The 24,498-nt window shown below is 44.7% G+C and carries 27 protein-coding genes and 4 tRNA genes; 13 read left to right on the forward strand and 18 right to left on the reverse strand.

Features of this window, described 5'->3' with window-relative positions; all coding sequences use genetic code 11:
* Nucleotides 1-53: 53 nt before the first annotated feature.
* Complete coding sequence (locus ACI49J_RS03365) at nt 54-1,118, reverse strand: aminopeptidase P family protein (protein ID WP_240252553.1); 1,065 nt, start codon at nt 1,116-1,118, stop codon at nt 54-56.
* Complete coding sequence (gene moaA, locus ACI49J_RS03370; protein ID WP_240252555.1) at nt 1,099-2,052, reverse strand: GTP 3',8-cyclase MoaA; 954 nt, start codon at nt 2,050-2,052, stop codon at nt 1,099-1,101. The genes ACI49J_RS03365 and moaA overlap by 20 nt, the downstream gene beginning before the upstream one ends.
* A 38-nt stretch (nt 2,053-2,090) precedes the next feature.
* On the opposite strand from moaA, the gene ACI49J_RS03375 reads away from it, so the two are divergent.
* A complete protein-coding gene (locus ACI49J_RS03375) occupies nt 2,091-2,276 on the forward strand; it encodes a hypothetical protein (RefSeq protein WP_053092991.1) in 186 nt (61 codons plus the stop codon).
* On the opposite strand, the gene ACI49J_RS03380 is transcribed toward ACI49J_RS03375, so the two are convergent.
* A complete protein-coding gene (locus ACI49J_RS03380) occupies nt 2,260-2,922 on the reverse strand; it encodes a serine/threonine protein kinase (RefSeq protein ID WP_240252556.1) in 663 nt (220 codons plus the stop codon). The genes ACI49J_RS03375 and ACI49J_RS03380 overlap by 17 nt on opposite strands.
* Before the next feature lie 129 nt (nt 2,923-3,051).
* On the opposite strand from ACI49J_RS03380, the gene ACI49J_RS03385 reads away from it, so the two are divergent.
* The gene (locus ACI49J_RS03385) at nt 3,052-4,272 is read left to right on the forward strand and encodes a transposase (RefSeq protein ID WP_240252557.1); all 1,221 of its coding nucleotides are present in this window, start codon (nt 3,052-3,054) and stop codon (nt 4,270-4,272) included.
* Between the two features lie 127 nt (nt 4,273-4,399).
* On the opposite strand, the gene ACI49J_RS03390 is transcribed toward ACI49J_RS03385, so the two are convergent.
* The 8 genes from ACI49J_RS03390 to ACI49J_RS03425 all read right to left on the reverse strand — a co-directional run bounded on the left by ACI49J_RS03390 (nt 4,400) and on the right by ACI49J_RS03425 (nt 12,241).
* Nucleotides 4,400-5,290 (reverse strand): cysteine synthase family protein, encoded by an 891-nt coding sequence (locus ACI49J_RS03390; RefSeq protein WP_240252558.1) that lies wholly within the window; start codon nt 5,288-5,290, stop codon nt 4,400-4,402.
* Nucleotides 5,291-5,327: 37 nt separating this feature from the next.
* A complete protein-coding gene (locus ACI49J_RS03395; RefSeq protein WP_240252559.1) occupies nt 5,328-5,546 on the reverse strand; it encodes a sulfurtransferase TusA family protein in 219 nt (72 codons plus the stop codon).
* Nucleotides 5,543-5,944, reverse strand: coding sequence for a DsrE/DsrF/DrsH-like family protein (locus tag ACI49J_RS03400; protein WP_012021547.1), 402 nt, complete (start codon nt 5,942-5,944; stop codon nt 5,543-5,545). Before ACI49J_RS03400 ends, ACI49J_RS03395 begins: the two co-directional genes overlap by 4 nt.
* A gap of 78 nt (nt 5,945-6,022) precedes the next feature.
* A complete protein-coding gene (locus ACI49J_RS03405) occupies nt 6,023-7,081 on the reverse strand; it encodes a sugar phosphate nucleotidyltransferase (protein ID WP_240252560.1) in 1,059 nt (352 codons plus the stop codon).
* Entirely contained in the window at nt 7,078-8,865 is a 1,788-nt protein-coding gene (gene glmS, locus ACI49J_RS03410; RefSeq protein WP_240252561.1) for a glutamine--fructose-6-phosphate transaminase (isomerizing), read from the reverse strand. The genes ACI49J_RS03405 and glmS overlap by 4 nt, the downstream gene beginning before the upstream one ends.
* Before the next feature lie 16 nt (nt 8,866-8,881).
* Nucleotides 8,882-9,832 carry a mevalonate kinase gene (gene mvk, locus ACI49J_RS03415; protein WP_240252566.1) on the reverse strand — a complete coding sequence of 317 codons (951 nt, stop codon included), beginning with the start codon at nt 9,830-9,832 and terminating at the stop codon, nt 8,882-8,884.
* Nucleotides 9,819-10,979: a threonyl-tRNA synthetase editing domain-containing protein gene (locus tag ACI49J_RS03420; RefSeq protein WP_240252574.1), complete on the reverse strand. Its 1,161-nt coding sequence runs from the start codon at nt 10,977-10,979 to the stop codon at nt 9,819-9,821. The genes mvk and ACI49J_RS03420 overlap by 14 nt, the downstream gene beginning before the upstream one ends.
* The gene (locus ACI49J_RS03425) at nt 10,976-12,241 is read right to left on the reverse strand and encodes an MBL fold metallo-hydrolase (RefSeq protein WP_012021542.1); all 1,266 of its coding nucleotides are present in this window, start codon (nt 12,239-12,241) and stop codon (nt 10,976-10,978) included. The genes ACI49J_RS03420 and ACI49J_RS03425 overlap by 4 nt, the downstream gene beginning before the upstream one ends.
* Nucleotides 12,242-12,299: 58 nt before the next feature.
* Here ACI49J_RS03425 and ACI49J_RS03430 point away from each other — a divergent pair, with 58 nt between their 5' ends.
* A complete protein-coding gene (locus ACI49J_RS03430) occupies nt 12,300-12,647 on the forward strand; it encodes a nascent polypeptide-associated complex protein (protein ID WP_240252576.1) in 348 nt (115 codons plus the stop codon).
* On the opposite strand, the gene ACI49J_RS03435 is transcribed toward ACI49J_RS03430, so the two are convergent.
* Nucleotides 12,607-13,332 (reverse strand): helix-turn-helix domain-containing protein, encoded by a 726-nt coding sequence (locus ACI49J_RS03435; protein WP_240252578.1) that lies wholly within the window; start codon nt 13,330-13,332, stop codon nt 12,607-12,609. The genes ACI49J_RS03430 and ACI49J_RS03435 overlap by 41 nt on opposite strands.
* A gap of 44 nt (nt 13,333-13,376) precedes the next feature.
* Here ACI49J_RS03435 and ACI49J_RS03440 point away from each other — a divergent pair.
* From ACI49J_RS03440 to ACI49J_RS03450, 3 genes are all read left to right on the forward strand, one after another.
* Nucleotides 13,377-13,452 (forward strand) — tRNA-Pro (locus tag ACI49J_RS03440).
* Between the two features lie 127 nt (nt 13,453-13,579).
* Complete coding sequence (locus ACI49J_RS03445) at nt 13,580-15,409, forward strand: thiamine pyrophosphate-dependent enzyme (protein WP_404809759.1); 1,830 nt, start codon at nt 13,580-13,582, stop codon at nt 15,407-15,409.
* Entirely contained in the window at nt 15,397-15,972 is a 576-nt protein-coding gene (locus ACI49J_RS03450; protein WP_240252586.1) for an indolepyruvate oxidoreductase subunit beta, read from the forward strand. The genes ACI49J_RS03445 and ACI49J_RS03450 overlap by 13 nt, the downstream gene beginning before the upstream one ends.
* Before the next feature lie 6 nt (nt 15,973-15,978).
* Here the strand turns inward: ACI49J_RS03450 and ACI49J_RS03455 are convergent.
* Nucleotides 15,979-16,052: transfer RNA gene (locus ACI49J_RS03455), tRNA-Ala, on the reverse strand.
* Between the two features lie 232 nt (nt 16,053-16,284).
* Between ACI49J_RS03455 and ACI49J_RS03460 the strand changes: the two genes are divergently transcribed.
* Nucleotides 16,285-16,815 carry a cob(I)yrinic acid a,c-diamide adenosyltransferase gene (locus ACI49J_RS03460; protein ID WP_240252589.1) on the forward strand — a complete coding sequence of 177 codons (531 nt, stop codon included), beginning with the start codon at nt 16,285-16,287 and terminating at the stop codon, nt 16,813-16,815.
* Here ACI49J_RS03460 and ACI49J_RS03465 read toward each other — a convergent pair whose 3' ends face one another.
* Nucleotides 16,816-17,082, reverse strand: coding sequence for a hypothetical protein (locus ACI49J_RS03465; protein ID WP_012021535.1), 267 nt, complete (start codon nt 17,080-17,082; stop codon nt 16,816-16,818). It abuts the gene before it with no gap.
* Nucleotides 17,083-17,439: 357 nt separating this feature from the next.
* On the opposite strand from ACI49J_RS03465, the gene ACI49J_RS03470 reads away from it, so the two are divergent.
* Both ACI49J_RS03470 and ACI49J_RS03475 read left to right on the forward strand, forming a co-directional pair.
* Entirely contained in the window at nt 17,440-18,111 is a 672-nt protein-coding gene (locus ACI49J_RS03470; RefSeq protein WP_240252591.1) for a ParA family protein, read from the forward strand.
* Between the two features lie 216 nt (nt 18,112-18,327).
* The gene (locus ACI49J_RS03475; protein ID WP_240252593.1) at nt 18,328-18,762 is read left to right on the forward strand and encodes a phosphate-starvation-inducible PsiE family protein; all 435 of its coding nucleotides are present in this window, start codon (nt 18,328-18,330) and stop codon (nt 18,760-18,762) included.
* A 137-nt stretch (nt 18,763-18,899) separates the two neighbouring features.
* Here ACI49J_RS03475 and ACI49J_RS03480 read toward each other — a convergent pair.
* A tRNA-Ala gene (locus tag ACI49J_RS03480) sits at nt 18,900-18,989 on the reverse strand.
* A 116-nt stretch (nt 18,990-19,105) separates the two neighbouring features.
* On the opposite strand from ACI49J_RS03480, the gene ACI49J_RS03485 reads away from it, so the two are divergent.
* The 3 genes from ACI49J_RS03485 to ACI49J_RS03495 all read left to right on the forward strand — a co-directional run bounded on the left by ACI49J_RS03485 (nt 19,106) and on the right by ACI49J_RS03495 (nt 21,621).
* Complete coding sequence (locus ACI49J_RS03485; protein ID WP_240252594.1) at nt 19,106-20,425, forward strand: glycosyltransferase family 4 protein; 1,320 nt, start codon at nt 19,106-19,108, stop codon at nt 20,423-20,425.
* 319 nt (nt 20,426-20,744) lie between these two features.
* Nucleotides 20,745-21,167, forward strand: coding sequence for a universal stress protein (locus ACI49J_RS03490; protein WP_240252595.1), 423 nt, complete (start codon nt 20,745-20,747; stop codon nt 21,165-21,167).
* Between the two features lie 100 nt (nt 21,168-21,267).
* Entirely contained in the window at nt 21,268-21,621 is a 354-nt protein-coding gene (locus tag ACI49J_RS03495; protein WP_240252596.1) for a hypothetical protein, read from the forward strand.
* 2 nt (nt 21,622-21,623) lie between these two features.
* Here the strand turns inward: ACI49J_RS03495 and ACI49J_RS03500 are convergent.
* A tRNA-Thr gene (locus tag ACI49J_RS03500) sits at nt 21,624-21,710 on the reverse strand.
* Between the two features lie 288 nt (nt 21,711-21,998).
* Between ACI49J_RS03500 and ACI49J_RS03505 the strand changes: the two genes are divergently transcribed.
* Nucleotides 21,999-22,196 (forward strand): hypothetical protein, encoded by a 198-nt coding sequence (locus ACI49J_RS03505; protein WP_240252597.1) that lies wholly within the window; start codon nt 21,999-22,001, stop codon nt 22,194-22,196.
* A 172-nt stretch (nt 22,197-22,368) separates the two neighbouring features.
* Here the strand turns inward: ACI49J_RS03505 and ACI49J_RS03510 are convergent, their stop codons facing one another.
* Entirely contained in the window at nt 22,369-22,839 is a 471-nt protein-coding gene (locus tag ACI49J_RS03510; protein WP_240252598.1) for a methylated-DNA--[protein]-cysteine S-methyltransferase, read from the reverse strand.
* Nucleotides 22,840-24,465: a threonine--tRNA ligase gene (gene thrS, locus ACI49J_RS03515; RefSeq protein WP_240252605.1), complete on the reverse strand. Its 1,626-nt coding sequence runs from the start codon at nt 24,463-24,465 to the stop codon at nt 22,840-22,842.
* Between the last annotated feature and the right edge of the window lie 33 nt (nt 24,466-24,498).

Consider the following 24,498-nt stretch of genomic DNA (forward strand, 5'->3'; position numbering starts at 1 on the left):
GCCAAACAGGTATCATAAGACACATCTACTAAAAATTCTTATATTAAATAGACTTACAAGGTCTTATAAAGGGTCTCAAGGACCTCCGGTTTATCCTTTCTGACAAGGATTGTATCTTCTATTCTAACGCCCAGTTCACCTTGGAAGTATATACCTGGTTCTACCGTTATTACCATACCTTCCCTTAGGATGTCTTTAGACTTCATGGAAATTGCTGGACTTTCATGGACCTCGATTCCCACCCCATGTCCCGTGGAGTGAACGAATAGTTTTCCGAAACCCTCCTTCTCAATCCTGGATCTGGCTATCCTATCGATTTGAGACGCCTCTATTCCTTCCTGGACTGCGTCAATGGCCTCTAGCTGTGCCTCAAGAACCACGTCATATATCCTCTTGTTTTTATCTGTGATTCCGTACAGGAATGTCCTTGTGCTGTCAAAGGAATATCCATTGTATTTAGCCCCTATATCTACCACTACTGTATCACCCTTTCTCAGCCTTCTTTCGGATGGAATATGGTGAGGTTCAGCCGAATTTTCACCAAAGGCGACTATAGAGGGAAAAGCATAGTCCTCAGCACCACCCTTTCTCATGGTCTCGTCAATTATGCCTGCGAGTTCAATTTCGGATATTCCCTCTAGCAGAGACTCGCTTGCCATCTTCATGGCCATGGCGGTTGCCCTCTGAGCATGCCTGATAGCCTCAATTTCCTTTTCCTCCTTTATTGCCCTTGTCTGAAGTATATCTTCTGTGATGTTCTTCGCTTCATACTTAGAACTCAACTGAAGGAATAGATCCACAGAGGTGTAACCCAAATCTATCAAGAGCTTTTTATCTGTGGTGGAAGGACAGAGTTTTTCCACTGCTGAAACTAAGGTTCCTTCTATCACGTTCTCCTCGAGCTTTACCGGGTAATATACCTTCACATCCAAGTCCTTGATTCCCAAGGCCCTATTCCTTTCCAGTAATGGCACCAGTAGGGTCCTTGTACCATCACAGTCCAGTAAGCCACCAACTCCCCTATATCCCGTGAAATAGAATAGGTTAGGCTCCCCGACAATTAGCAGGTTTTTCGCGTTAGACTTTTCCTTTATTTTCTCAAGCTTGTTGAGCCTCAATTTTCATCATGTACTTAAAGTTGGGCTCCCTAATAGAAATAGCTGCCTCAAATCCATGTCTTATGAGCTCCAATCTCTCCTCAAGGGTCAGGTCCTCGTTGGACAAGGCGTACATCACGTCTATTACCTTATCATCCCTGTAGAGGCATGTCTTCAACTTGCCGTCTACAGTAAGCCTTACCCTATTACACCCTGCACAGAAGATCGGGTTTGCGTAAGGTTTAACTATCTCCACCACGAGTCCTGAGGGCAAGGTATACCTTGGTCTGAAATGTTTCTCTCTTATCTCTGACTTCACAGCAATCTTGGCGATTTCCTTCTCCAATTCTTCCATTCCCTGGTGAAAGGAGAAGGTTGATCTACCAAGACCCACAGGGTGAAGCTCTATGAGATGCAACTCGTCTATTCCGATCTCCTCACTAAACTCTATTACCCTTTTAGCCTCCTCGCTATTTCTCTTGGTTAACACGAAATTCAGTTTTATGGGCTTAAAACCCTGGTTCTTTGCCTCTCTTATCCCAGCTATGACCCTATCCATTACGTCCACCCCTGTAACGTCCTTGAACTTCTCCCTCGTAAGGGCATGCAGGCTAATATTTATTCTATCTAGTCCTGCATCTTTCAGTTTACCAGCTATATTTGCGAGGAGGAACCCGTTGGTGGTCATGGAGATATCCCTAACTCCTGAGGACCTAATTTCCCTAATGATCTCTGGTAAGTCCCTTCTTAGGGTAGGCTCCCCACCCGTTAATTTCACGCTTTTCACGCCAAACTCAACAGCCACCCTAGAGACTAGACCTATCTGGTGAGGGGATAATCCCTGCATGGACTCCGTATCCTCACCTTCCATATGACAGAAGAAGCAGGAGAAGTTGCACACGTGAGTTAGGGTGACCCTCAAGTCCTCTAAAGGCCTTCCATACCTGTCAATCATTAAGTTTTATACCTGTGTGGGATCTTATAAACTCGAATATGAACGAGGTAATTTGTCCCAGATGCGGTGTAAGGATGGAATTCATATCTGAGGCGGAGACAACAAATAACAGGAAAGTTATCAGATATTTCTACAGATGTCCCGCCTGCGGTACTAAGCTAACAGACTCGGAGATAGCTTTGGAGAGAGCAGATAACACGGTTCTGATTAAAATTCGGAAATGATTTTTCTAAGTATGCCTAGGTGTATGGGTGGGAATAGGGATAAGAGTTGAACATTTCTCAAGCTCATCACATTAAGGGCTACCTCTCTGCTCGGTTTATATAAATCTAAAAATCCATGCACGACTTTTTCGAAACCTTTAAGATCTTGTATATATTTATATGCAACAAAAAGGAAATATACTAGAATATCCCATGCCCTTAATTCAGGTTCGTCGTTCATTATGGCCTCTTCCGCATCTATTACATAAATTGAATCGTTTATCAGAAAATTTTCAAATTTTGTGTCGCCCATGACAAAGCCGTTATCATGTATTTCTCTCAGTACTACTCCTAGATTAATGAAATCATTCTCCTCCTCAGGGATCTTTCCCTCGATGAACTCCCTGATCACGCACTTCTCCTTAATGTCAAAGTCTATTATTTTGGGCACCTTTAGGTTCTTCCAGGGATAGGTCATGAACTCCATCTCCCTGCTCATCCTAGTTAGGGGGTTAGCCACATAGGGAAAAGGTCTGAACATGGAAGAAATGAAGTACCACTTTAACGCTACGCTAGAGTCATAGCACTTAACCACGTACTTTTGACCCTGTGTCTCTAATACCTTGGTTTGAGCGTAAAGCACTCTGATGGCATCCTCTATTTTCATGTCAGTGTATAGGATTCACGACCTTTTAACCTTGGGGGTTAAGGGGGCGGAAGTCCCCATCCGCAAGGGTGGGGATAGATAGCCCCTAGAAAAGTTTTTGTATCCAAAAGAAACTAATTTCAAACAGCGTTGAAATCAAAAGATAGCAAGCTAATCCTCTCATTCAAGTATAGGGCATATCCAACACCAGAGATAGAGAGAAAACTCATCAACATGATGGAAATAGAGGCGAAAGTGTACAATAAACTACTGAACTACATCGCGGAGAGAAGAAGACAGGGAATGAAGGTAACACAGTTCGACACTCAAAAACTACTCAAGGACATGGACGAAAAACACGAGGTATACTCTAAAGCCCTACAAATGGTCAATAACGTGCTCTGGTACAACATCAAGGTCTTATCAGAACTGAAGAGAAATGGAAAGAAAGTGGGTAAACTTAGGCACAAGAAGGTGTTCAAGATAGTCTGGTATAATCAGTCAGGATTCAGAGTAGAAGGGGATAGACTTCATCTATCTAAGATAGGAGAGATCAAGCTCCTCCTACATAGGCCAATACAGGGAGAAGTGAAGGGAGTAATCGTGAAGAGAAGCAAAACAAACAAGTGGTACGCTATCTTTCAAGTTGAACGAGAGAAGCAACCACTCGAGATGACTGGTAGAGTCGTGGGGATTGACCTAGGTGTAGAGAAATTTGTTACGACGAGTGATGGTGACGTAATCGAGAACCCTAAACTCCTAGATAGGAGGGAAGAAAGAATCAAATTACTGCAGAGGAGACTAGCGAGAAAAAGAAAAGGTTCAAGGAATCACGAAAAGGCCAGAGTTAAGCTAGCTAAGGCCTATGAGAGGCTTGAGAACACTCTAAATGATTACATACACAAGATAACCACATGGCTAGTGAATAATTATGACATAGTAGTGGTTGAGAAACTGAATACACGAGAAATGGTACAGAGCTCTTTCGGCAGGTTGAGGAAGCACATCCTTTACTCCAAGTTCTCCACCTTCCTCCATCACCTCTCCTACAAGGCTGAAAGAGCTGGTAGGAGGGTGGTGGAGGTGGATCCAGGATACACGTCGCAGACCTGTTCCAGGTGTGGGTACAGGGTAAAACTTGCATTATCTGATAGGGTACTTCACTGTCCTAACTGTGGCCTTGTTATTGATCGAGATTATAACGCTTCTCTAAACATCTTGAGGGATGGGGTTGGGACTGCCCCTCTGCCTGTGGAGGGGGAACCTCTACTGTTCATCACCTCTCGCGAGGTGGTGTACAGCAAGTTCCCCCAAAGAAACAGGAAATCCCCATCGCGAGGTGGGGATGCTCCGTCCGTAAGGGCGGAGTAGTTCACCTCATGGTGTTTTCCTTCAACTTAAGAAGGGGTTGCCAACTAGTTTTATCCGCTTAAAGATCTTCCTGTTATGGACATGGAAAACAAGTGTAAATTGATAACAGGACGAAATTTCTAAGTGTTTAGGACTGAAGAAATCTTTCAAGCTCATCAAGGTATTTGAAGCCGTCATCTGGGAAAATGAGGATAGTGGTCTTTTCATCGTTAAACCTGTTATAAGCTGCGACTGTTGCACCCGAGCTAAGTCCTATAAGTATTCCTGAGCTCCTTGCTACCTTAATAACACCTTCTATTGCTTCCTTTGAGGTGACGTCAATCACCCTATCTACCTTGGCTGAGGAGACCAGTGTATCACCGTTTTGCCTCTTTATTCCAGGTATTCTGTCATTCTCCGCGGGTTGAACCCCTATAATCTCTACCTCTTCACCGTATTTTTCCTTGAAATATTTGGATATCCCTGCAATATGGCCCCCAGTTCCCATGGTTGCGATTATCCTCTCCGGGAACTTGTTCACAGACTTCAGTTGTTCATCAAGTTCCTTAGCGGTAGTCTCCATGTGAGCCTTGATGTTGAGGGGGTTGTTAAACTGGTTTAGATGGTAGCTTCCCGAGGTTTTAGCGAAGCTCTTTACGAGCGGAATTAGATCATTCGTAGATTTCCCGGCTTCTATTACCTCAGTTCCCAACACTTTCATTGCAATCTTGAATGCCCTCGGGGCCTGCGTGGGGATGAAGGCAACGAATTTCTTGCCGTATATGGCTGAAAGCGAAGACAGGGCTACCCCCACATTTCCTGAAGTTGCTTCCGTTATCTGAGTCGCATCTGCCTTAAGTGCCTCTCTAAATAGGAAAAGGGCTGTCCTATCTTTTATACTTCTGCTGAAGGGATTGAAGAACTCAAGTTTGGCCCACACGTCTTGGCCAATGGATAATTTAAGAAGAGGAGTAGGCCAATTCTCCTCTAGTAGCTGGATTGGGTTATAATATACCTTTTCTGAGGACACAATACGCATCTACCCTTAGAAAAGGAGATCTGGGTGATATAATAATCTATCTTTTTAATTTCAACCTAATTACGAACTTTCCTTTCTCCTTGGTGTAACCTAGGAACTGATTCCCGGTCTCATTGCACCACTTCTCGAGTTCTTGTGTAACTGCTTCCCAAGGAGTTCTAATCACTAGCTCTTCCTCCCCCTTAATGCTTCTCCACTCCCTCATTACCTTAAGGATCACCACAGGGCAGACTTCGTTTGTCTCAATTTCTTTCATAATGTGACCACCACGTCAGAGTCTTGAGCCTCCTTCAGATACGTAATTCCTCCAGAGAGTTTCACGTTATCCAGCAGATCCTCCTTCCCTAAATGAGCTATCTTTAGCCCTACTTCATCCACGTAAAACTCCACACCCTCCTTTATGGCCTCCTCTATGAGCACAGAAGTATCTGGAAGCTTCATTCTTTTCATTTCCGATTCCACGAAAAGCCTAGCCAGAAAACCAAGCCTCAGTTTAGACTTACCCTTGAACTTCTTTGTAAAGATCGAGACAGCCTGCGATGTCACAAAGAACTTCACAGTCCAGTCTATGGATCTGGCGTCAAGTGCCAGCACAAGCCCATGATATAACTTGTCCATACTGTTGTCCGCGAGAAGAATTGTCAGTTTCGGCATAACTCTATGATGGATGGCCAAATTAAAAAGATGCAGAAAGATGGGCTGGTTATTAAGACTCCTAGAGCCGTAGCTGGTCTATTTCCTGTAGGAGGGCCCAATCACTACCCCGTGCGGTATACTCTCATCTGGAGAGACTAAAGCGCCAAACTTTCCAGAGACCTGCCTTTTCACAGTTGCGGGATAGCTAGCTGTTATGACAGATGCTCCCACCCTAGTTCTGTCTCCTATGATACTGTGAGTAATGTACGACTTAGACCCTACGACAGAGTAGGGGCCCAACAATGAATGGGCTATTTCCGAGTAAGCTCCAATGATTGCGCCCTCCTCAATCGACGAGAAATCCCTAACAAGGGAGAACGAGCCCACATACGCATTTCTTCCAATGTATGCTGGACCCTTTATTATCGCAAAATCCTCGATCGTGGCCCCATCCTCCACTATTACACTCTTTCCTATCACTGCAGTGCTAGCTATGCTAGCCTTGTTGGATATCCTTGACGACTCGGATTTCAGTAGCTCCTCAACTGCTTGAATTAAGTCTTCCGGATATCCTATGTCTACCCACGATCCTGTCCATACAAAATAGTCAGCGTCCCTGGCCACTTCATCTAGGTACTGGAGAAAGTCATTGAACGGTTTCTTGGGAATTACGTAGGCTCCTGCCAATGCAAGCGTGGATCCCTCGCGCACAACCCGCAGTCCCTGATTAACCTTCACGAGCCCGTAGGTGTCTAGACCCGTTGATACGGGAACTGTGGAAAATACAGGGGAACCAGATCTGTGGTACGTGGTAATCAGTTCCCTGTAAAAGTCCTTGGGCGTTACTATATCTCCAAAGGCCAGAACAAACATGTCATCCATGTACTCCATCCCATCCTGTACAGCCCCAGAGATTCCAGGGGACCTCTGCCTAACTGTCTCAATCCTCACGTTCAAGTCCTTCACTGCCTGCAATACCTGCTCCTCCTTTTCGTTCACGACGATTACGAATTCTGTAACTCCAACTGAAGCAAGTCCTTCTATTACGTATTGTATTACAGGTTTACCCACAATGCGGATTGTCTCCTTCTGCACCTTATCACTGTAGGGGCTTAGTCCTTCTCCTTTTCCTGCGGCGAGTATCAGTGCTTTCATCTAACAGTCACCGTCTTAGCCAAGTTTCTGGGTCTATCGGGATTCAGCCCCCTTTCCTTCGCTGCATAATACGCAATTAGTTGCAATGGAGGTGCCAAAGCTAGAGGTGCCAGTCTAGCGTCGTTAATGTCGATCATGATCTCAGTAACCTCCTGGTCGCTTCTTAGCTCAGAGCCTGCACTGACCACATATACCCTGGCCTTTCTGCTCTGCATCTCTTTCAAATTGTTTCTTAGTTCGTCTACGTGCTCGCTAGTATTCACAAAGATCACAGGAAAGTCCTTCTCTACCAACGCAATGGGCCCATGTTTGCTCTCTCCTGCAGGATAAGCCTCTGCGTGAATGTATGCTATCTCCTTAATTTTCAGCGCTCCCTCCATGGCCATGGGCACTCCAAGTCCCTTTCCAAGGTAGTATAAGCTTTGCTTCTTTGAAACATCCACCCCTATTTTTTCTGCATAACCAATGGACTTAGAGAAGCTACTTGATACTGTACTCTCAGCTTCCTTAAGGTAATCTAGGTTTTCTCCAATCATTAAGGAGGAAATAAGGAGTAAAGCCCCAACCTGAGAGGTAAAGGTCTTAGTTGCAGCAACACCTATCTCAGGTCCTGCCCTGGTATGGAGGGCGATATCACTGTAGTATGAGATACTATTTCCAAGGGTGTTGGTTAGGGATACAACGAAAGACCCACTGTTCTTGAAGCTTTTCATCGCTAGAAGTGAGTCCATGGTTTCCCCGCTCTGACTAATGACTAGAACAACGTCTTCCCCGCTAGCCTTAACGTTTTCATACTCAGAGGCTATAACTGGGATAACGGTCTTCCCAGTCCTCATCAACCTAGAGGCGAAAATTAACCCTGCATGATAACTTGTCCCAGCTGCCACCACAAGTATCCTGCGTGCCTTGTCCATAGCCTTCACGGCCTTACCAAGCTTCTCCATGTCATTCATGAGTCCAACTATGGTATCCCTAACTGCTCCCCAGCTCTCCCTAATTTCTTTCATCATGAAGGACTCATATCCTTGAAGGGAAGTTGCGGAACTATCTATTTGCTGAATAATGAGCCTGGAGGTCAGGTTGACCTTTTCCCCAGTAATCTTTTCTGCGTAAACCGAGGTAGCGGTTATGTATCCAAGTTCGTCGTCACCTATGGTTATGGTCCTGTTAGTAACCTTAACCAGGCTCCAAACATCGCTGGATATAAGGTTCATGTCGTCTCCTAATCCTATTACCAGAGGGTTGTTCTTCTTCGAGAAAAATATCCTATTATCTCCCTTTATTATGGCTAGAACTGCGTGGTCTCCCTGTATGCTGAATATGGCCTGTTTAAACGCAGTGAAGTTGTCCATTCCAAGCTTCCTGTAGTGCTCAATGAGATGGGCAATCACCTCGGTATCTGTATCACTTACGAACCTATGCCCCTTGGCAATCAAGTCTTGTTTAAGTTCTAGAAAGTTGAGCACAGTTCCGTTATGTATAACCGCTATTTCCCCTGTGCAGTCTAGATGGGGATGAGCATTAATATCATTTGGCTCACCGTGAGTAGCCCACCTGGTGTGGCCCAGGAAAATGTTTCCCTTCATGCTCAAGGGATTCTTTAACCTCTCGAACTTCTCCACGTTACCTGCAGCCTTTCTCACCTCTAGGTGAGAGCTATCCATCGAGGCCATTCCTACACTGTCGTATCCCCTATACTCCAAGCTCTTTAACGCGTCCAAAGTTATCTTGGCTAAGGCAGCGTCCTTGGCTCCGATAGATGCTACTCCAATAATTCCGCACATGATACATGGTTAACGTTCAGTCATTTATTTCCTTTATCACCACACCCGTTTGATTTGGTTCAGTATTGACAAGTCTGAAGCCCCTTGACTCTAAAAGGAGTTCAGCCTTTTGCGACTTGAGACAGACAACTGATCCTCCACCCCCACCACCACTCATCTTGCAACCCGGAAGGCCCATGTTTCTGGCCGTGGAAACCAGTTCGTCTATTGCAGGCGAGGTAACTCCAAGGGACATCAAAAGACCGTGATTGATGTACATTAACTGTCCCACAGTTTCCATGTCCTCCCTCTCTATTCCCCACCTGGCTTCGTCTACCAATTTCCCTATGAGGTGAAGTATATCGTCGAATTCCCTACTCTTATCCTTCACTGCCTTAACCCTTCTCAAGATCTCCGCAGTAGAGGAGATTCGTCTTATGTATCCTCCGGAGATGCTCAAAGACGAGTTTACCCTTTCCACGTCTTCCGAATTCCTAGGAAAGTACAGAACCCCTCCCAGTGAGGTAGTGAAGGTATCCATCCTGCTACCCAGGCCTTGAACCTTTTTCTCGATATGCCTAGATACCTTGGCAATCTCCAAGTTAGTCATGTCGTAACCTAGAAACTTCGAGTATGCAGATACTACTCCCACGATCACTGCCGCGCTGGTTCCCAACCCAACCGAGGGATCGACGGAGGATTCTATGGAGATCAGGGCTGGTTTTTTCTCCTCAAAATAGTTGAGGGCCTCCAGGGCAAACGATAGTGCCTTACCAGTCTGTTCGCTCTCCACCCTCATGTCCCTCAAATCCACCTTTATGTTCCCAATGTTAAGGGAAGAAGAGGAGATAACGGTTCTATCGCTTTCTGTGACGGTAACTTTCATAGTCTCCGAAATTGCCATGGCTATGGCAGGTTCCCCGTAAACTACGGCATGTTCCCCGAACAGGGTGAGCTTAAGGGGTACTATGGCCTCAACTCTCCTCATTATTTGACCTCTCCTTCAGGCTCAGGGGCAGGTTAGATGGCAGAAGAAGGTCATCTGCTGACTTAACAACTCTCTCTATCTCGTCCACAGTCATGGGTTTTTGCTCTGAGGTCTCTCTCACCCTTACGGTCAGGTTCCCTGTCTTGAGCTCCCTCTCTCCCGCTATGGCTACAAAGGGGATCCAGTCCATTCCTGCCCTACGTATCTTATTTCCCAAACCCTCTTCAAGGTCGTCAACTTGAACCCTGATACCCCTTTCCCTCAAGGATTTCGCAAAGTCCTCAACGTTATCCTCCTTTCTGACCTTTAGTATCCTCACGTGGATTGGCGATAGCCAAAGGGGTAAAGTGGGTGTCTGCTTCTCCCTAGACTTCAAGAGTATGTAGTATAGCAGAACCCCTACGTCTACCCTAACAAGGTTCCCATTCCGGCTCCAGATCTGAAACCTGTTAACCGAGTCCTGAAATTCCCTGGGAAAGTCAGGGTCCCTATCACCCTCGTAAACTACCTCAATACGAGGGTCCTCGTTGACGCAGGGGAGTGCCCTGCCCTCTGGTCTAGAGAATCTAACATTCAAGAAGCCCTTGATTCTAGTTTCACCGTAGACAACCCCATTAGCGCCCAAATCTCTCTTTAACCTCTCCAGAACTGCCATCTTCATGAAAGTTGACTCAGGAGATCCTGGGAACCCAAACTTGGTACATATCTCCATTTCCTTGCTCTTCTGGTATTCTACGGCCTTAGTTATCCTCCTCGAGAGCTCGCTTAGTGGATGACCATAACAGCTCACTGTGAAGGCCTTATACCATCCGAAGGGTGCCTTAACCACCTTCTCTTTCTCCGCCTTAAGCCTTTCGTAAAGCGAATTAAGTGCCTGGATCGCCGTTTTTGGCTCAGCCAGGTTCGAGGATAGATGGGCATAGGGGTATAACACAAGCGTATCTGGCTTGGTTTTACTCATTACGTCGCGAATGTTCTCCAGGGCCCTCTCCAATATCTCCTGGTCATCTCCCTTCTCCACAGAGATGAATGTAACTAACGTATTTTGAGAAGAAAAGGACCCAGGATTGGGATCCTCAGCCGTTTCCAATGCCTTCTGCTTTACCTCAAAGGAGAAATCGGACGCATGTATGAACAATAGTATCATAGTCGGATTTCTTGTCCATTTTCTGGTACTAAAACTTCTACCCCCAACTTCTCCTTCACGTAGTCCGAGAAAGCCTGGGCACTATCTGGAGACGCATGCACTACAACTATCTTCTCAAGGGCTTCTGAGGTCTTAACTATGTCCAGTAGCTGATTTTTTCCTGCATGACTGGAGAAGTCGAACATCTGTAGCCTTGCCTTTAACAATGGTGAGGAGTCGTCAAATTTACCTAGCTCCAATAGCTTCCTTCCGGGAGTATTCTCAGCCTGATAGCTCACGAGGAACACCGCGTTCTTTTGACTGTCAGCTATCTTCTTGAAATAGTATACAGCTGGTCCGCCCTTGAGCATTCCTGCGCTAGCAACTATAACTCCATTTGATCTCCATGCCTTTCTCCTATCCTCCCACCCCTTCACGTATTGGAACTCATCATAGGCCTTCCTCAATGCCTCCTTGTTATTTATGTATTGACTATTATCAATCATGATCTCCATTATTGTCCTAGCAAGCCCGTCATAATACACAGGGTAGGGTATGTTCTTCTCGGCAAGAATTGAAAGTATCTCCTGGCTTCTGGAAAGGCTGAACGCTGGGACAAGGACCGTCCCTCCGCCCTCAAGTACTTCCATTACAGAGGCATAAAACTCCTCCTCAACACTTTTCCTGGTGGGATGGTTAAACTTGCCGTACGTGGCCTCGGTGATGATAACCCTAGACTTTCTCATTACTTCCAGTTCAGCTGGTTTCACAAGTTTTGCCATGGTCACGTTTATGTCTCCAGTATAGGCTATGTCTCCCTTCTCCGTTTTCACAACTGTGATGGCACTACCGGGTATGTGTCCCGCGCTTGAAGTTGTTACAGTGAACCCTCCTATCTCCACTTCCTCACCGTAATTGAACGTCCTAAAGTTATCCATAGTCTTCTTCACTTCAACCCACTCAAAGGGGACCTTTGGTCCAGACAGTTTGATGAAATCCTTCAACATTAACTCAGTAATGTACTTCGAGATCCCAGTTCCGTAAACCGGTTTACTACTGGATATCTGGTAAATGGGTAAGGCCCCAACGTGGTCCAAGTGGGCATGTGAGACCACAAATCCCTTAACCTTGGAAGGTGACTCCTGAAGGGGGAAGTTTGGTTCATCCTTTTGATTAAAATTTACTCCGTAGTCAAGAATTAGGCTCTCGCTAGAATTGGATATTTCTATCCCAGCTCTGCCTACTTCGTTGCCTCCGCCAAGTATCTTTATACTATAGTCCATATCTGTTAGTAAAGGTTAACCGCAAATATTAAGTTTGAGTAATAGCATAAAATGTCTAATGAAAGTCAGTCCCAAGGATCTTAAGAAGCTTGAGAAAATGGGCATAAAAACTCAGAACATAGACGCGCTACGAGTAATAATTGAGACGCCCAATGAGAGGATAGTGATCGAGTCTCCCATGGTGACCAAGGCTAACGTGATGGGCCAGGAGGCAATTACTGTAGTCGGAGGAACTACGAGGGTCGAGAGCAAAGCTGAACCCAAGGCTGAAATCAACGAGGATGACGTTAGGTTCGTTATGGAGCAGACAGGGAAGCCAGAGGCGGAAGTCAGGGAGGCATTGAGTAAGGCCAACGGGGATATAGCTAAGGCAATTTTATCTCTGACCGAAGGGCAAGGCTCTTAAGCCCGTTAAGAAGTTCATCTTCAGTTCTCTTGGTGGAAACTATTACGTTTATGCCCTCCTTGTTGGCTATGTATATGGAAAGGGGATCCATCTTAACCGGCCTATGCAGGATTACGAGTTTAGGTCTTATGGGGGCAATCTTAAGGGCTATCATGGGCGACCTTCCGCTTGACACCTTTGTGAAGACGAGGATCCTGTTGAACACTATGGAAAGGAACTGGTAGAACTCCATCCCGCTTAATGCCGTGATAGCCCTAATACTGTCTGTGATCACGTAGCCGTAGACCTGTATGTTGCTCAGGTCTGCCATCACGGGTATCCCGTCCACGGCCATCACGACGTCCTGGAGCGTTATTGGAGACACGAAGTCGGCCATATCTAGTATGAAGGGAAAGTTCAGGGAGAAGAGTTTCCCTAGCTCATTTATTACCCTATAACCCCTTTTGGAGTCGGCCTCTATTAACCCTTCCACGAACTTCTTGACTACGTAGCTTCCAGGTTGCCTCCTATTCCTTTCATAATCAGCTATGACCGACTGGGACATTCCAAGTATTCGAGCCAGTTCTGACTGGGAAACCCCAAAGGTCTCCCTCCACTTCCTCATTGCGAGACCTGGGTTCTCGCTCCACACTATGTCCCCGGCTATTCTCTTGGCAATGCTCTCTATAACGTATTCAGTGGCCATTGAAAACTTTTATAACGCGCATATTATAACTTCACTTGAGACGAGGGCCCGTAGTCTAGCTTGGATTAGGATGCGACGTTCGGGTCGTCGTGATCCCGGGTTCAAATCCCGGCGGGCCCATCCGTCTCCGATCTGTCATTTAGTGACTTTATCTATCATGATGATAACATGTAAATATTAAATCCTATTACACTTAACACAATTAATAGTATTTATCTTTATAAGTTTACATGTAAAGTTTATCACGATAGTTATGTTAGTTGTTAAGCCCAAGCTAATGTTAGGCAATGAGGCCATAGCTTACGGTGCTCTAGCGTCTGGCGTTGCGGTTACGGCAGGTTACCCCGGAACTCCGTCAACCGAGATAATTGAGACCCTTATGAGGTTCAAGGATGTTTACACAGAGTGGAGTTCCAATGAGAAGGTAGCCTTTGAGACAGGATTCGGGGCCGCAATGGTGGGTGCCCGGGCGCTGGTCACCATGAAGCACGTGGGAATGAACGTCGCCTCAGATTCGCTTATGTCATCGTCGTACACGGGATTATCGGGGGCACTTGTGGTGGTCTCTGCCGGAGATCCTGGCATGTGGTCTTCGCAGAGTGAGCAGGACACCAGGTATTATGGGCTTATGGGAATGATACCAGTCCTTGAGCCCTTCAACCCCCAATCTGCTCACGATCTCACAGTTGAGGCGTTTAACCTGAGCTCTGAGGTTGGTCACCCAGTCATTATTTCCACGAATACCAGGATTAGCCATGTTAGGTCACAGGTTAATGTACTTCCCAGGAGGGAACCCGTGTACGGGAAATTCCAGAAAAACCCTGGAAGATACTCCCTTGTACCTGAGGTCTCCAGAAAGGATAGGGAGGAACAACTTAACAGATGGGAGAAGATCAAGTCGCTTACTACCCATCTCGTGGAGTCTCGCGGGGAAGGTAAGGTCGCAGTGGTTGGGGTAGGAATTTCGTATTCCTATGCCTTGGAGGCCTTGAGGGAACTTAAGGTTGAGCAAGTTAAGGTAATAGGTGTATCCTGCTCTGTGCCATTGCCTGAGAAGATTCTAGATTACCTTACTGACGTCGAGAAAGTCCTTGTGATTGAGGAGCTGGATCCTGTGGTGGAGAATCAGTTGAAATCCATGATACTTGACCAAGGACTTCACGTTAAGGTGGATGGAAAGAAACTTACGGGATATGTGGGAGAAATGTCCCTTGAAAGGGTATCAAAAGCCATAGCTAAATTCCTTGGTATTGAGGAGGAACCTCAACTGGACCAGATCCTAACGGCCCCCGTAGACGTACCCAAGAGACCCCCCGCCATGTGTCCGGGTTGCCCGCATAGGTCAAGCTTCTTCTTCCTCAAGAAGGGGCTATCCCTGGGCGGGATCTCAAGCACCTTCTATTCTGGGGATATAGGTTGCTACTCATTGGGAGTCCTCCCGCCTTTCAACGAGCAAGATAGCTTGATATCCATGGGAAGCAGTTTAGGAATAGCTAATGGAGTTTATAGGTCGACGCACACGATCCCCGTGGCAATCATAGGAGATTCAACGTTCTTCCATACAGGACTTCCAGGCCTCGCAAATGCCGTCTATAACAAGTTCCCAGTTCTCGTGATCGTGTTAGATAATCGCTCCACCGCCATGACAGGCCAACAGGGTAGCCCATCAACCAGTATTGATATAGCGAACGTAGCTAAGGGCCTAGGCGTTGAGTATGTGGAAGTTGGGGATCCCTTTAGTCCTGATTTTGCCAAGGTTATAGCTAGGGCATCTGAATGGGTAAAGAGGAATCAGGCACCAGCAGTCGTCGTAGCAAAAAGGGCCTGTGCCCTCGAGGTCATAGATAGGGTAAAACCCACACAGGTAGCCGTGGTGGATTACGATAAATGTACAGGCTGTACTATCTGCTATGATTACTTTACGTGTCCTGCAATCCTGAAAAGGAGTGACAAGAAGGCGGTAATTAATCCTCAGGACTGTATTGGGTGTGGTGCATGCGTTCCCGTGTGCCCCTTTAACGCTATCAAACTCGAGGGCGAGAAACCTATGGGGTGGGATGAGGCATGGACAAGCTAAGCGTGTTAATAGCTGGAATAGGGGGTCAGGGAGTTATTACGTTGGGTAAAATGATAGCTGAGGCCTTTGCGAGTAAGGGTTACAGGGTCTTTGAGGCTGAGACTCACGGTCTTTCCCAGAGAGGTGGTGCAGTTAACGTTCACGTTAGGATTGGAAACGTGGAGGCTCCACTCATACCCCGCGGAGGGGCAGATATAATGATAGCATTAGAGGCAACGGAGGCGCTCAGGAATGTAGAGTATCTTTCAAGGGAAGGGGAGATTTTCCTAAATGCGTCAGTGAAACCGCCTTCCCTCCCTAAGGTCCAGGAATATGACGTTAAAATGATAATCGAGAGGTTAAGGGACTGGAAAGTACATGTCTTGGAGTGCAATGAACTCGTGGGGAAAGCAGGTAAGTGTAACACTGCTCTTCTTGGAGTAGTTTATCAAGCGAGGTTCTCTCAGTATCTAGAGAGGGATGATTTCCTCTCGGTCTTGAGGGATGAAAATAACAGGAACTCCTTCCTGGCTGGGGTCAGGTTCTGGGAAAGAAGCAAGGAACAGGCCTTAATGACGCAGTAGCGAGGATGGACCGGCCGGGATTTGAACCCGGGACCTCCTGGGTGCGAACCAGGCACTCTTCCAGGCTGAGCTACCGGCCCACCACCATCAATTCCGTTTATCTAGTTTTATTTTTACCCTTTTAGGAAGATTAGCGTTCTTCCTGAAGAGAGAAGGAGACATGACTAGTCTAACTCAGTCATAGTATTGCCTCATCTACAATTGGTAAAACTATAAGAGAGGAGGGTCTCCTCGCTATCTTTCTATATTCCCTACACTAAAAGTACCTAGTCTTTTTAAGTCCCAAGAGTTGATGATCCATGGCCTCGCACATTGTCGGGAAAGTGGTACACGGGCACAGGTGATTCAGGTCTCACAAGGATCCCATCCATAGGACAAGTCTGGAAAGACGACAAGCTTGTGGAAGCGTTGGGCAACCTAGACGAGTTAAACTCGGTCCTGGGGGTGGTGGTATCCCTATACCCTGATCTAAGAGATCCAATTCAAGATATACAGAAGGATATCTTTGAGATCTCTTCAGAAATTGCTGGATTTGACATGGGATTTGAGAAGGATAAAATCGAGAAGATAGAGAAATTAATTGATATCTACGGAAATCAGCTTGATCCCCTAAAGAACTTCGTCTTACCCGGTGGGCATCTTGCCTCATCCTTTCTACATTTAGCCAGAGCTGTGTGTAGGAGGGCAGAGAGAAGTGTAGTGAGTCTTTATCGAGAGAATAGAACCAGAGAGAGCCACGTTATTTACCTGAATAGACTTTCAAGCTTGCTGTTCGTTCTAGGACTCTGGGTTAACAAGAAGACCGGAAACCAGGACGTGATCTGGAAAGGTAAAAGCAAATGATCAATTATCTAGGTTAGGAAGAACTACCTTTACCTCAAATCCTTCCCGTTTCAGCTTGTTGAGTTCCCTCGTGAGTTTGCCCTTTTTCTCAAGTCTTATGATTAAAGGCTCCATGGTGTCCAGATCCGTGGACTTTATGTATTCCACTAATTTGCTGTGACTTAAGGGAATAATCACTATATCAGCACTGGTTCTCTTAAGTATGGAAGTGATGTTCAATTTCTGCTCAGTTAACGTCGCTCTCCTCCAGTTGACAAGTTTAACCATGTGATACTGTGCCCTCTGGTTCCAAATATTAATATTGCCATCGTGTTACCACCACTATCTCCTTCTAGACAAAAGGAGGTGTTACAGCTTTTAAAGGTGTTTTGAGGTGGACGTGGCGACAGACATTTCGAGGGATTACGTGTTGCTAACAGGTAGTAAAAGAAATACATCGCCTTAGAAAGATCTGATGAGTACTCGGCCTTTAAGATCAGGTTGTAAACTATGACTTTTGTTTTCGCATCAGAAGGAGGAGTACTAACACTAAAGGAGAATTCTTTCCAATTTCTACCTCAACGCTTTTCAAGGTCAAAGAGAAAGCGGAAATATTTTCTTTGCTAGATGTTATAGACCAAGAAAATGATTAGGATAGCCGTCATCGGAGCTAAGGGCGGTGTAGGGAAATCAACTGTAGTAAATGGAATTGCAAGGGTGCTATCGGCAAGACATAGGGTAACAATACTGGATATCAGTTCATCTCGGACATTATGTAATATTCATGGGATTCGGGGTAGTTTGGAGGATGGTCACGATTACATGATAGACCAGGGGAACCTTAAGATAGTTTCCATGTCCTCTCAGCTTTCTTCCTCTTTTAACTTGAGTAAAATTAAAGATAAGTATGATGAAATAATCTCAGAGACAGACTATTTAATTATCGATTACGGTGTTCACATATATGACAAAATAGTTTCCGGAGAGATGCTCGCATTTTATGGTGTTAAGAGTGATCCTACGCATGTTATAGCTGTCAGTAGTCCTCAAGAGTTTGTAATAATGTCCACTGAAAAAATGATCGAATCATATATTGAGTTAGTCAGAAATAGTAGTGACTCTGCTAGGGGAATCCTAGACTTTATTGTAATTAATATGGCAAGAGAAGAGCGTAATTTTAAAATCAATTCTAAGCCCGTATTTGGTATGTTAATAATACCTTTCTACAGAGATTTATCATTTAATGGATTTTGGAATGCAGATATTCCAAAAGAAATAGTAAACATGGCAAAGATGATAGAGGACAACATGCATTAGTCACAGTATATTGTTATAGAAAGTAATTTCGGGATATAATTTCGATCTAGATCTTTAACTTCATATCTAGAAGCTAGTAAGCTTGACCTTAAGTTCACGTGAAGGAGAATCACTCCCATTTATTCCTTCATACATTCGTACCATTATTCTTCAAAGTGTAGGTTTCTCGAATCCTTTACCAATAACTATATGAATAGACCAATATTAAATGATACTGTGAAAATAATTAGCAGTTCACTTGTCTTTAAAACAGTATCAGTAATAGTGCAGATTCTGCTCCTAGTAGGCTTAGGGTTCACAGTTGTCAGCACAGCAGTTCAGATAGTTACGGCTTTTCAAGCAGGGTTGATCTACGTTGCCTCTGTGATTCTCGAGAACGTGCTCTTAATTATCGTCTTCCTAGAAGTATATCTAAGTGCCCTAGACTTCTTTAGAGGAAAAGGAAGGAGCGTTGTTTATGTTATAGACGCGATGATATCCTTTGTATCTAGAGAAATTATCATCGAGATACTTGCTCCCCCCTTTAACTATACCGATCTGTTGACGTTTGGAGGTCTCATTGTTGCCGGTTCCTTGGCAAGATATGTTATATCCAGGAAGGGAAAAAAGAGGCTCGGCCAACGTAAGCTCACCAAGAAAAAGTTGAGATAGCCGAACTTATTTTAGTTATTTATGCTTAACTACTAAATGAAGTTCTAATTCAGGTGAATCAATAAGCTACGTGAGAAGTTGTAGAAAGTACACTACAGTGCAAGCTAATAATTACAATAATTCATCGAAAAATAAAATGGACCGGCCGGGATTTGAACCCGGGGACCTCTCGGTATCCTGCCCGTGGGTTGCAAGCCGAGCGCTCTTCCAGGCTGAGCTACCGGCCCACATACTTCATCTAACCGTTTGACTAAAAATGTTATCGCCAGTAACGACCAAGGACATTCCTATCTATTCTCGTGGGTTCTTCATCTTTATAACAGGTAGTTACGTTACTTACTGCATGAGAATTGCCATTAATACTCAAACTCCCCCAATCCGTTTCAACTTCACCTACAAGGAACTCTTGGAGAGATACGGAGAAGTTCTAATCCCACTGGACCTGAGCTCACTTTCTGACCAAGATTATCAGATCTCAGTAGGCGGAGTAGCTAGGATGATGATGTCCCTAGTCAAAACCTCAGGATTTGAGAGGAGCAGGTGGGTAGCCTTAGGACCTGGATACCCTCCTCAGGCTGTGCTGGAAGGAATAGATATTCACTTCATCGATTTACCTCCAACTCTTCTATCCAGTTACACTAGATTCAAGGAAGGATTATACAATGAAGCCCATGGCATGTACAACTATAATATCGTTGGCTCAGACTACATAGCTTATGCCTCCTACAACTGGCATTCTGCCCTTAAACTCCTGGAATTCTATTCTGATACAGACGTATATCTGATAAATGATTTCCAGCAGTTACTCGTGGGAGGGATAATTGGCCCATCAGCTCCTGCAGTCCTGTGGTACCATATTCCCTTTGTGCCAGAGAGGTTAAGTGATAGGGTCAGAGAGTTCCTAGTTAGGGCATTTGAGGGTTTCGATCTGATCATATCCAGTACAAAACGTGACCTAGAGGGCTTAGTCAGATCAGGTGCCAAGGTGAAAGCGAGACAAATATATCCCTTCATAGATCCCTCAGCTTACTCCCACGTAAGCAAGAGCGAAGTCGAATCTGTTTCAGAGAAATTTGGGATCAAAGAGGATGATAAGGTAGTCCTGTTAGTGGGAAGAATGGACCCGATAAAGAGTCAGGACATAGCGATTAAGGCTATCAAAAACACCAACTTGAAGCTGGTGGTGGCAGGGAACGGAAGTTTCACCAGTAAGAGCCTTGGCCATGATAAGGCTAGTATTTGGGCAAGAAAGCTAAGGGACTTAGTGGTGGAGCTAGGAGTTCAGGATAAGGTCATTTTCACAGGATATGTGAGCGACCATGAACTAATGGCTTTATATCAAAGAAGCGACGTGGTCACTTTGACCTCAAGAAGCGAGGGGTTTGGGTTAACAATATGTGAAGCGTGGAATTACAAGAAGCCAGTGGTAGTAAGTGAGGGAGCCGGCGTAAGTGAGTTGATCATAAATGGGGTGAATGGTTACACTTTTTCGCCTGATAAACCAGATCAAATGTCATGGGCTTTGATGGAAGCGGTAAAGAATTACGACAAGTTAGGTCAAAGAGGTTATGAGACATTGCCACAATGTTCCGTGCAAACAGCGTCAGGAAAAGTAAAGGAAGCATTAGAGGAGGCTCAAAGAGGTTACATTCATAGCAAGTAAGGGGACTAAATAATTAGAGAGAAAACAGGAATTTATTGAATTGGAAGCCCTTACATCTGTCTTTCTAATTCTAAGATACTAACCTGGCATTAACTCTCGTCAAATCCACATAAACCTTGATCTCACACCTTACAATTCCAAGGTTCATAACAAGGTAAATGGTCCAATTCTGCACACCCAGTTCATCTATGATCCGTCATATCGTAAACTAATATTATTGAAATTACGTGGACCCTAAGAAGTTAACAGTGATACAACTTTTGGCCTTACTCTATCTTAGTAGAGCTTTAAATGGTATATTGTCAAATGTATAATTGAAATGTTCGATTCAATTCTCGTACCATTCGATGGATCTGAACACTCAAAGAGGGCTCTTCAGGTTGCCATAGACATTGCGAAGAGGTATGGTAGTGTGATATATGTTATAGAAGTAGTAGATGAGGCCATATTCTACGGCTCCGGCGTCTTACCTCCTTTGAATGCCGTAAAGGCCATGGAGAAAAAGGCAAAAGACGACTTAGATTATGCGTTAAAGGAGATAACAAATGCGGGACTGAAGGGTGTAGGTGAGGCATTGGAAGGGGATCCGGCTAGCGTTATACTTGGTTATGTTCAGAAGAACGATATAAAGCTGATAGTGATGGGAAGCAGGGGACTATCTACGATGAAAAGAGTCCTGTTGGGGAGTGTCTCTACCAGGGTTGTCCAGGAGTCTAAAGTCCCAGTCTTAGTAGTTAGATGATTTCACGGTGAGTAATTTTTACGCAAAATATTTCTAAATGAAGAATGCCGGGCATCACATTAAAACTTATTTATAACCTCAACCTACATAATTTATTCTAATGTTCGAGACTCTTCTTCAAATAGCTGATGAACTGAATAAGGGAAATGTAACTAAGGCTGGTAAAATGATTTTAGAATTAACGAAAGAGGAGGAAGATGAGAAAATACTTAGGGTTTCTTCTGAAATAGAGAAAATACTCAGGGATCTAAATTCAAGAGAGTCGGTTCTAGATGAATTTGAAGATGAAGATTTGGAATTAAGGAGAATAGAAATGGAAATGGACGATCTGAGAAAGAGAAAGTTGAAAGTGCTATCAATTTACATTCTTAGAAAACTTAGCAAGGGAAACATGATCATTGAAAACATGATAAGGAAATCTCCAATAGCTCAACAGCCCCAAACTTATATGTGAGGAGCCGCGGCCGGGATTTGAACCCGGGGCCTCTGCCTGCCCGGGTTGGTTACCAGGGCAGCGCTCCAGCCAGGCTGAGCTACCGCGGCACAGATAAGTAGAGCATGGAGTAGTTCAAAAATTTTATTCATGACTATAGCCTCGCGATTATGACCTGGTTGTCTTGCGATAGGAAGCGAGAGATAGAAAGGGGGAAGAACTAGATTTTTCCATTCACAAGGGTAGAGAATTAGAACGAGAATAATCCCTTACCCAACAGAGCCTAAACTTCTCGAACTCCGCTACATGACTACACTCGATATAGGACAACACGGCTTGGCTAAACTATTATTAGTAACGTTATTCTCCCCCTATTATATAGCTTTCAAAATATTACGATGGATGTAGAAAACGTAGGCCTAATAAGGAAAATAGTTAACGAGCTTATCTCGAGGCTCCCAGAGGACTGTGCGGAAATTGCTAACGAGCATTTCAATTTCATGTTAGAGGAGATAAAGGAGAAGGGAGTAGAGAAAGCGACCAGGGATTGGTATATAGGCGATTCTGAGGATTTAGAGTACAGCTTAAACCAGTAAAGGATTTACGTCAAGTTAGTTTTTCGGTCAGATCTTATGTGAGTGTTAGTTAAGTGCAGAGAAGCAATATTTCTTTTCATTTTTGTACTTTTTAAATATTATATTCAGTTGATGAGATGAAGAAAATGTTTCCAAATGACAGTATAGGTGTGAAACAAGGGTAAGATATCCCTCATTTTATTGAGGGTACTTTGATTAAGCTACCCTCAAGTTCCAGAAGTTTCCTTTTCAGCTCTACACCCCTGGAATAACCACCTAAGCCGTTTTCAGCTACAACCCTATGGCAAGGAATTAGTAGTAAAATTGGATTCTTCGACAGTGCAACCCCCACTGCCCTAGGTGAAGTTCCTACAGCATCCGCTATATCCTTATAAGTAACTACTTCACCCCATTTCACTTTCCTCACCTCCTTGTAAACCCTCATCCTGAAGCTGTTCGTGTTAAGCCTGATTGGTATATCGTCGAAGTCAGTCCTCTTACCCTGGAAATAATTGTCAAGTTTTTTGAAGAGACCTACAAAACTATTGTTATCCACTAGGCTTTCTTCGGCGCACTTACAAAAATCCAGCATAACTATCTTTTCATCTTCCGAAACCAAGGTAATAGGGCCAAAGGGGCTCATGTATGTCCCATATCTTATCATTTATCCAATCCTCTTAATCAGAGTATTTTCAGCGTCCCTGTTCCGGATTTCTAGGGAGAGCTCATCCACAAATCTGGAAAGAGGAACTCCCTTTATCTCCACGTTTCCTCTGGTCCTAATGGTTACCTTTTCCTCAGAGGCCTCTTTCCTACCAACGATGACAAGGTAAGGAACACCGTCATCATAACCTCTCTTTATCCTCTTGGAAAGCGTTTCCCCGCTCGGATCGATTTCCGTTCTGATACCTCTCTGCACTAGCACATCCATAACCCTCTTAGCGTAATCTAGGTTGTCCTCACTTATGGGTAGAACCCTTACCTGAACGGGAGATAACCAGGTGGGTAACTTTCCACGGAAATGTTCAAGAAGTATGGCTATCATTCTGTCGAGCGAGCCGTATATGGCCCTGTGAACCATGACCGGCCTCTTCTTGCTTCCATCCTCATCCACGTACTCCAGTTTGAATCTTTCAGGCAGATTGAAATCTACCTGAATAGTGGACAATTGCCACCATCTGTTTAAGCTGTCCCTTATGTCAAAATCTATTTTGGGTCCATAAAACGCCCCCTCCTTCTCCTTCACGACATAGGGAACGTTAAGTTCCTTTAGTACATCTAGCAATGCCTTAGTCGCCTTCTCCCACTGTTCGTCGCTTCCTATACTTTCATCTGGTCTTGTGCTCAGATTTATCCGAACGTCCTCTCCCTTAAACCCGAACTTACCAAGGACGTCAAGAGTCTTCCTAACTAGATTCTTTACCTCGTCCTTCAGCTGATCCTCCCTTAAAAAGATATGACCGTCATCCTGCGTGAATCCCCTTGTTCTAAGTAAGCCGTAAAGCTCCCCCTTCTTCTCCCATCTATAAACGTTGCCGAATTCGGAGAACCTTATGGGAAGATCCCTGTAACTCCTAACTCTAGACTTATAGATTAGTATGTGAGCGGGACAATTCATGGGTTTTATTCCTAGTTCGTCATCATCCTTTTGGAAGATCAACATCTTGTCCCTGTAAGTATCGTAATGACCGCTTATCTTCCAAAGAATAGTCCTAAACACGTGAGATGTGTAGACCTCTTGATATCCCATGGAAGCGTTAATCTCCCTCATGTAGTTTATCATCTCATTTCTAATTAGCTGGCCCTTGGGATGGAACAGGACTAGACCTGGACCAGATTCCTCGTGGAAACTGAAGAGATCCATCCTCTCCCCTATAATACGATGATCAGTCTCGGAGGCCTTCTCCAACCACTGAAGATAATCGTCCATTTGTTCCTTGGTCTCAAAGGCAATACCCCTAATCCTCACCAACTGAACGCCGGCTGAGGGATGATGCACTGAGATGTTAAGAACCTTAAAATATCTTGGCTCTCCAGAGGGTGTCACGTCCCCTTGAAGAAGTATTTGTTTTCCGTTATAGGTTACCTTTCCGTCCTTGATCTCGTACTTGTGATCTTTCCACTGAGCAAACTTCTCAGACTCCTGAAGGGAAAGAGCCGAATCTGACTGAACATCAATGTAAAAATCTCTCTCTCCTAGGCCTATCTCCACTGGAGTGAGCCCAGCCTCATACATGTTTAATGCCATTACTATTGCTCCCTTTAGCCACAATCCTCTATAGGACTCCATGTTAGCCCTAAATAGGCTAAAAGGGTAAAAATC

The organism is Metallosphaera sp. D4-4 (genome assembly GCF_046245145.1).
GTDB lineage: Archaea > Thermoproteota > Thermoprotei_A > Sulfolobales > Sulfolobaceae > Metallosphaera > Metallosphaera sedula.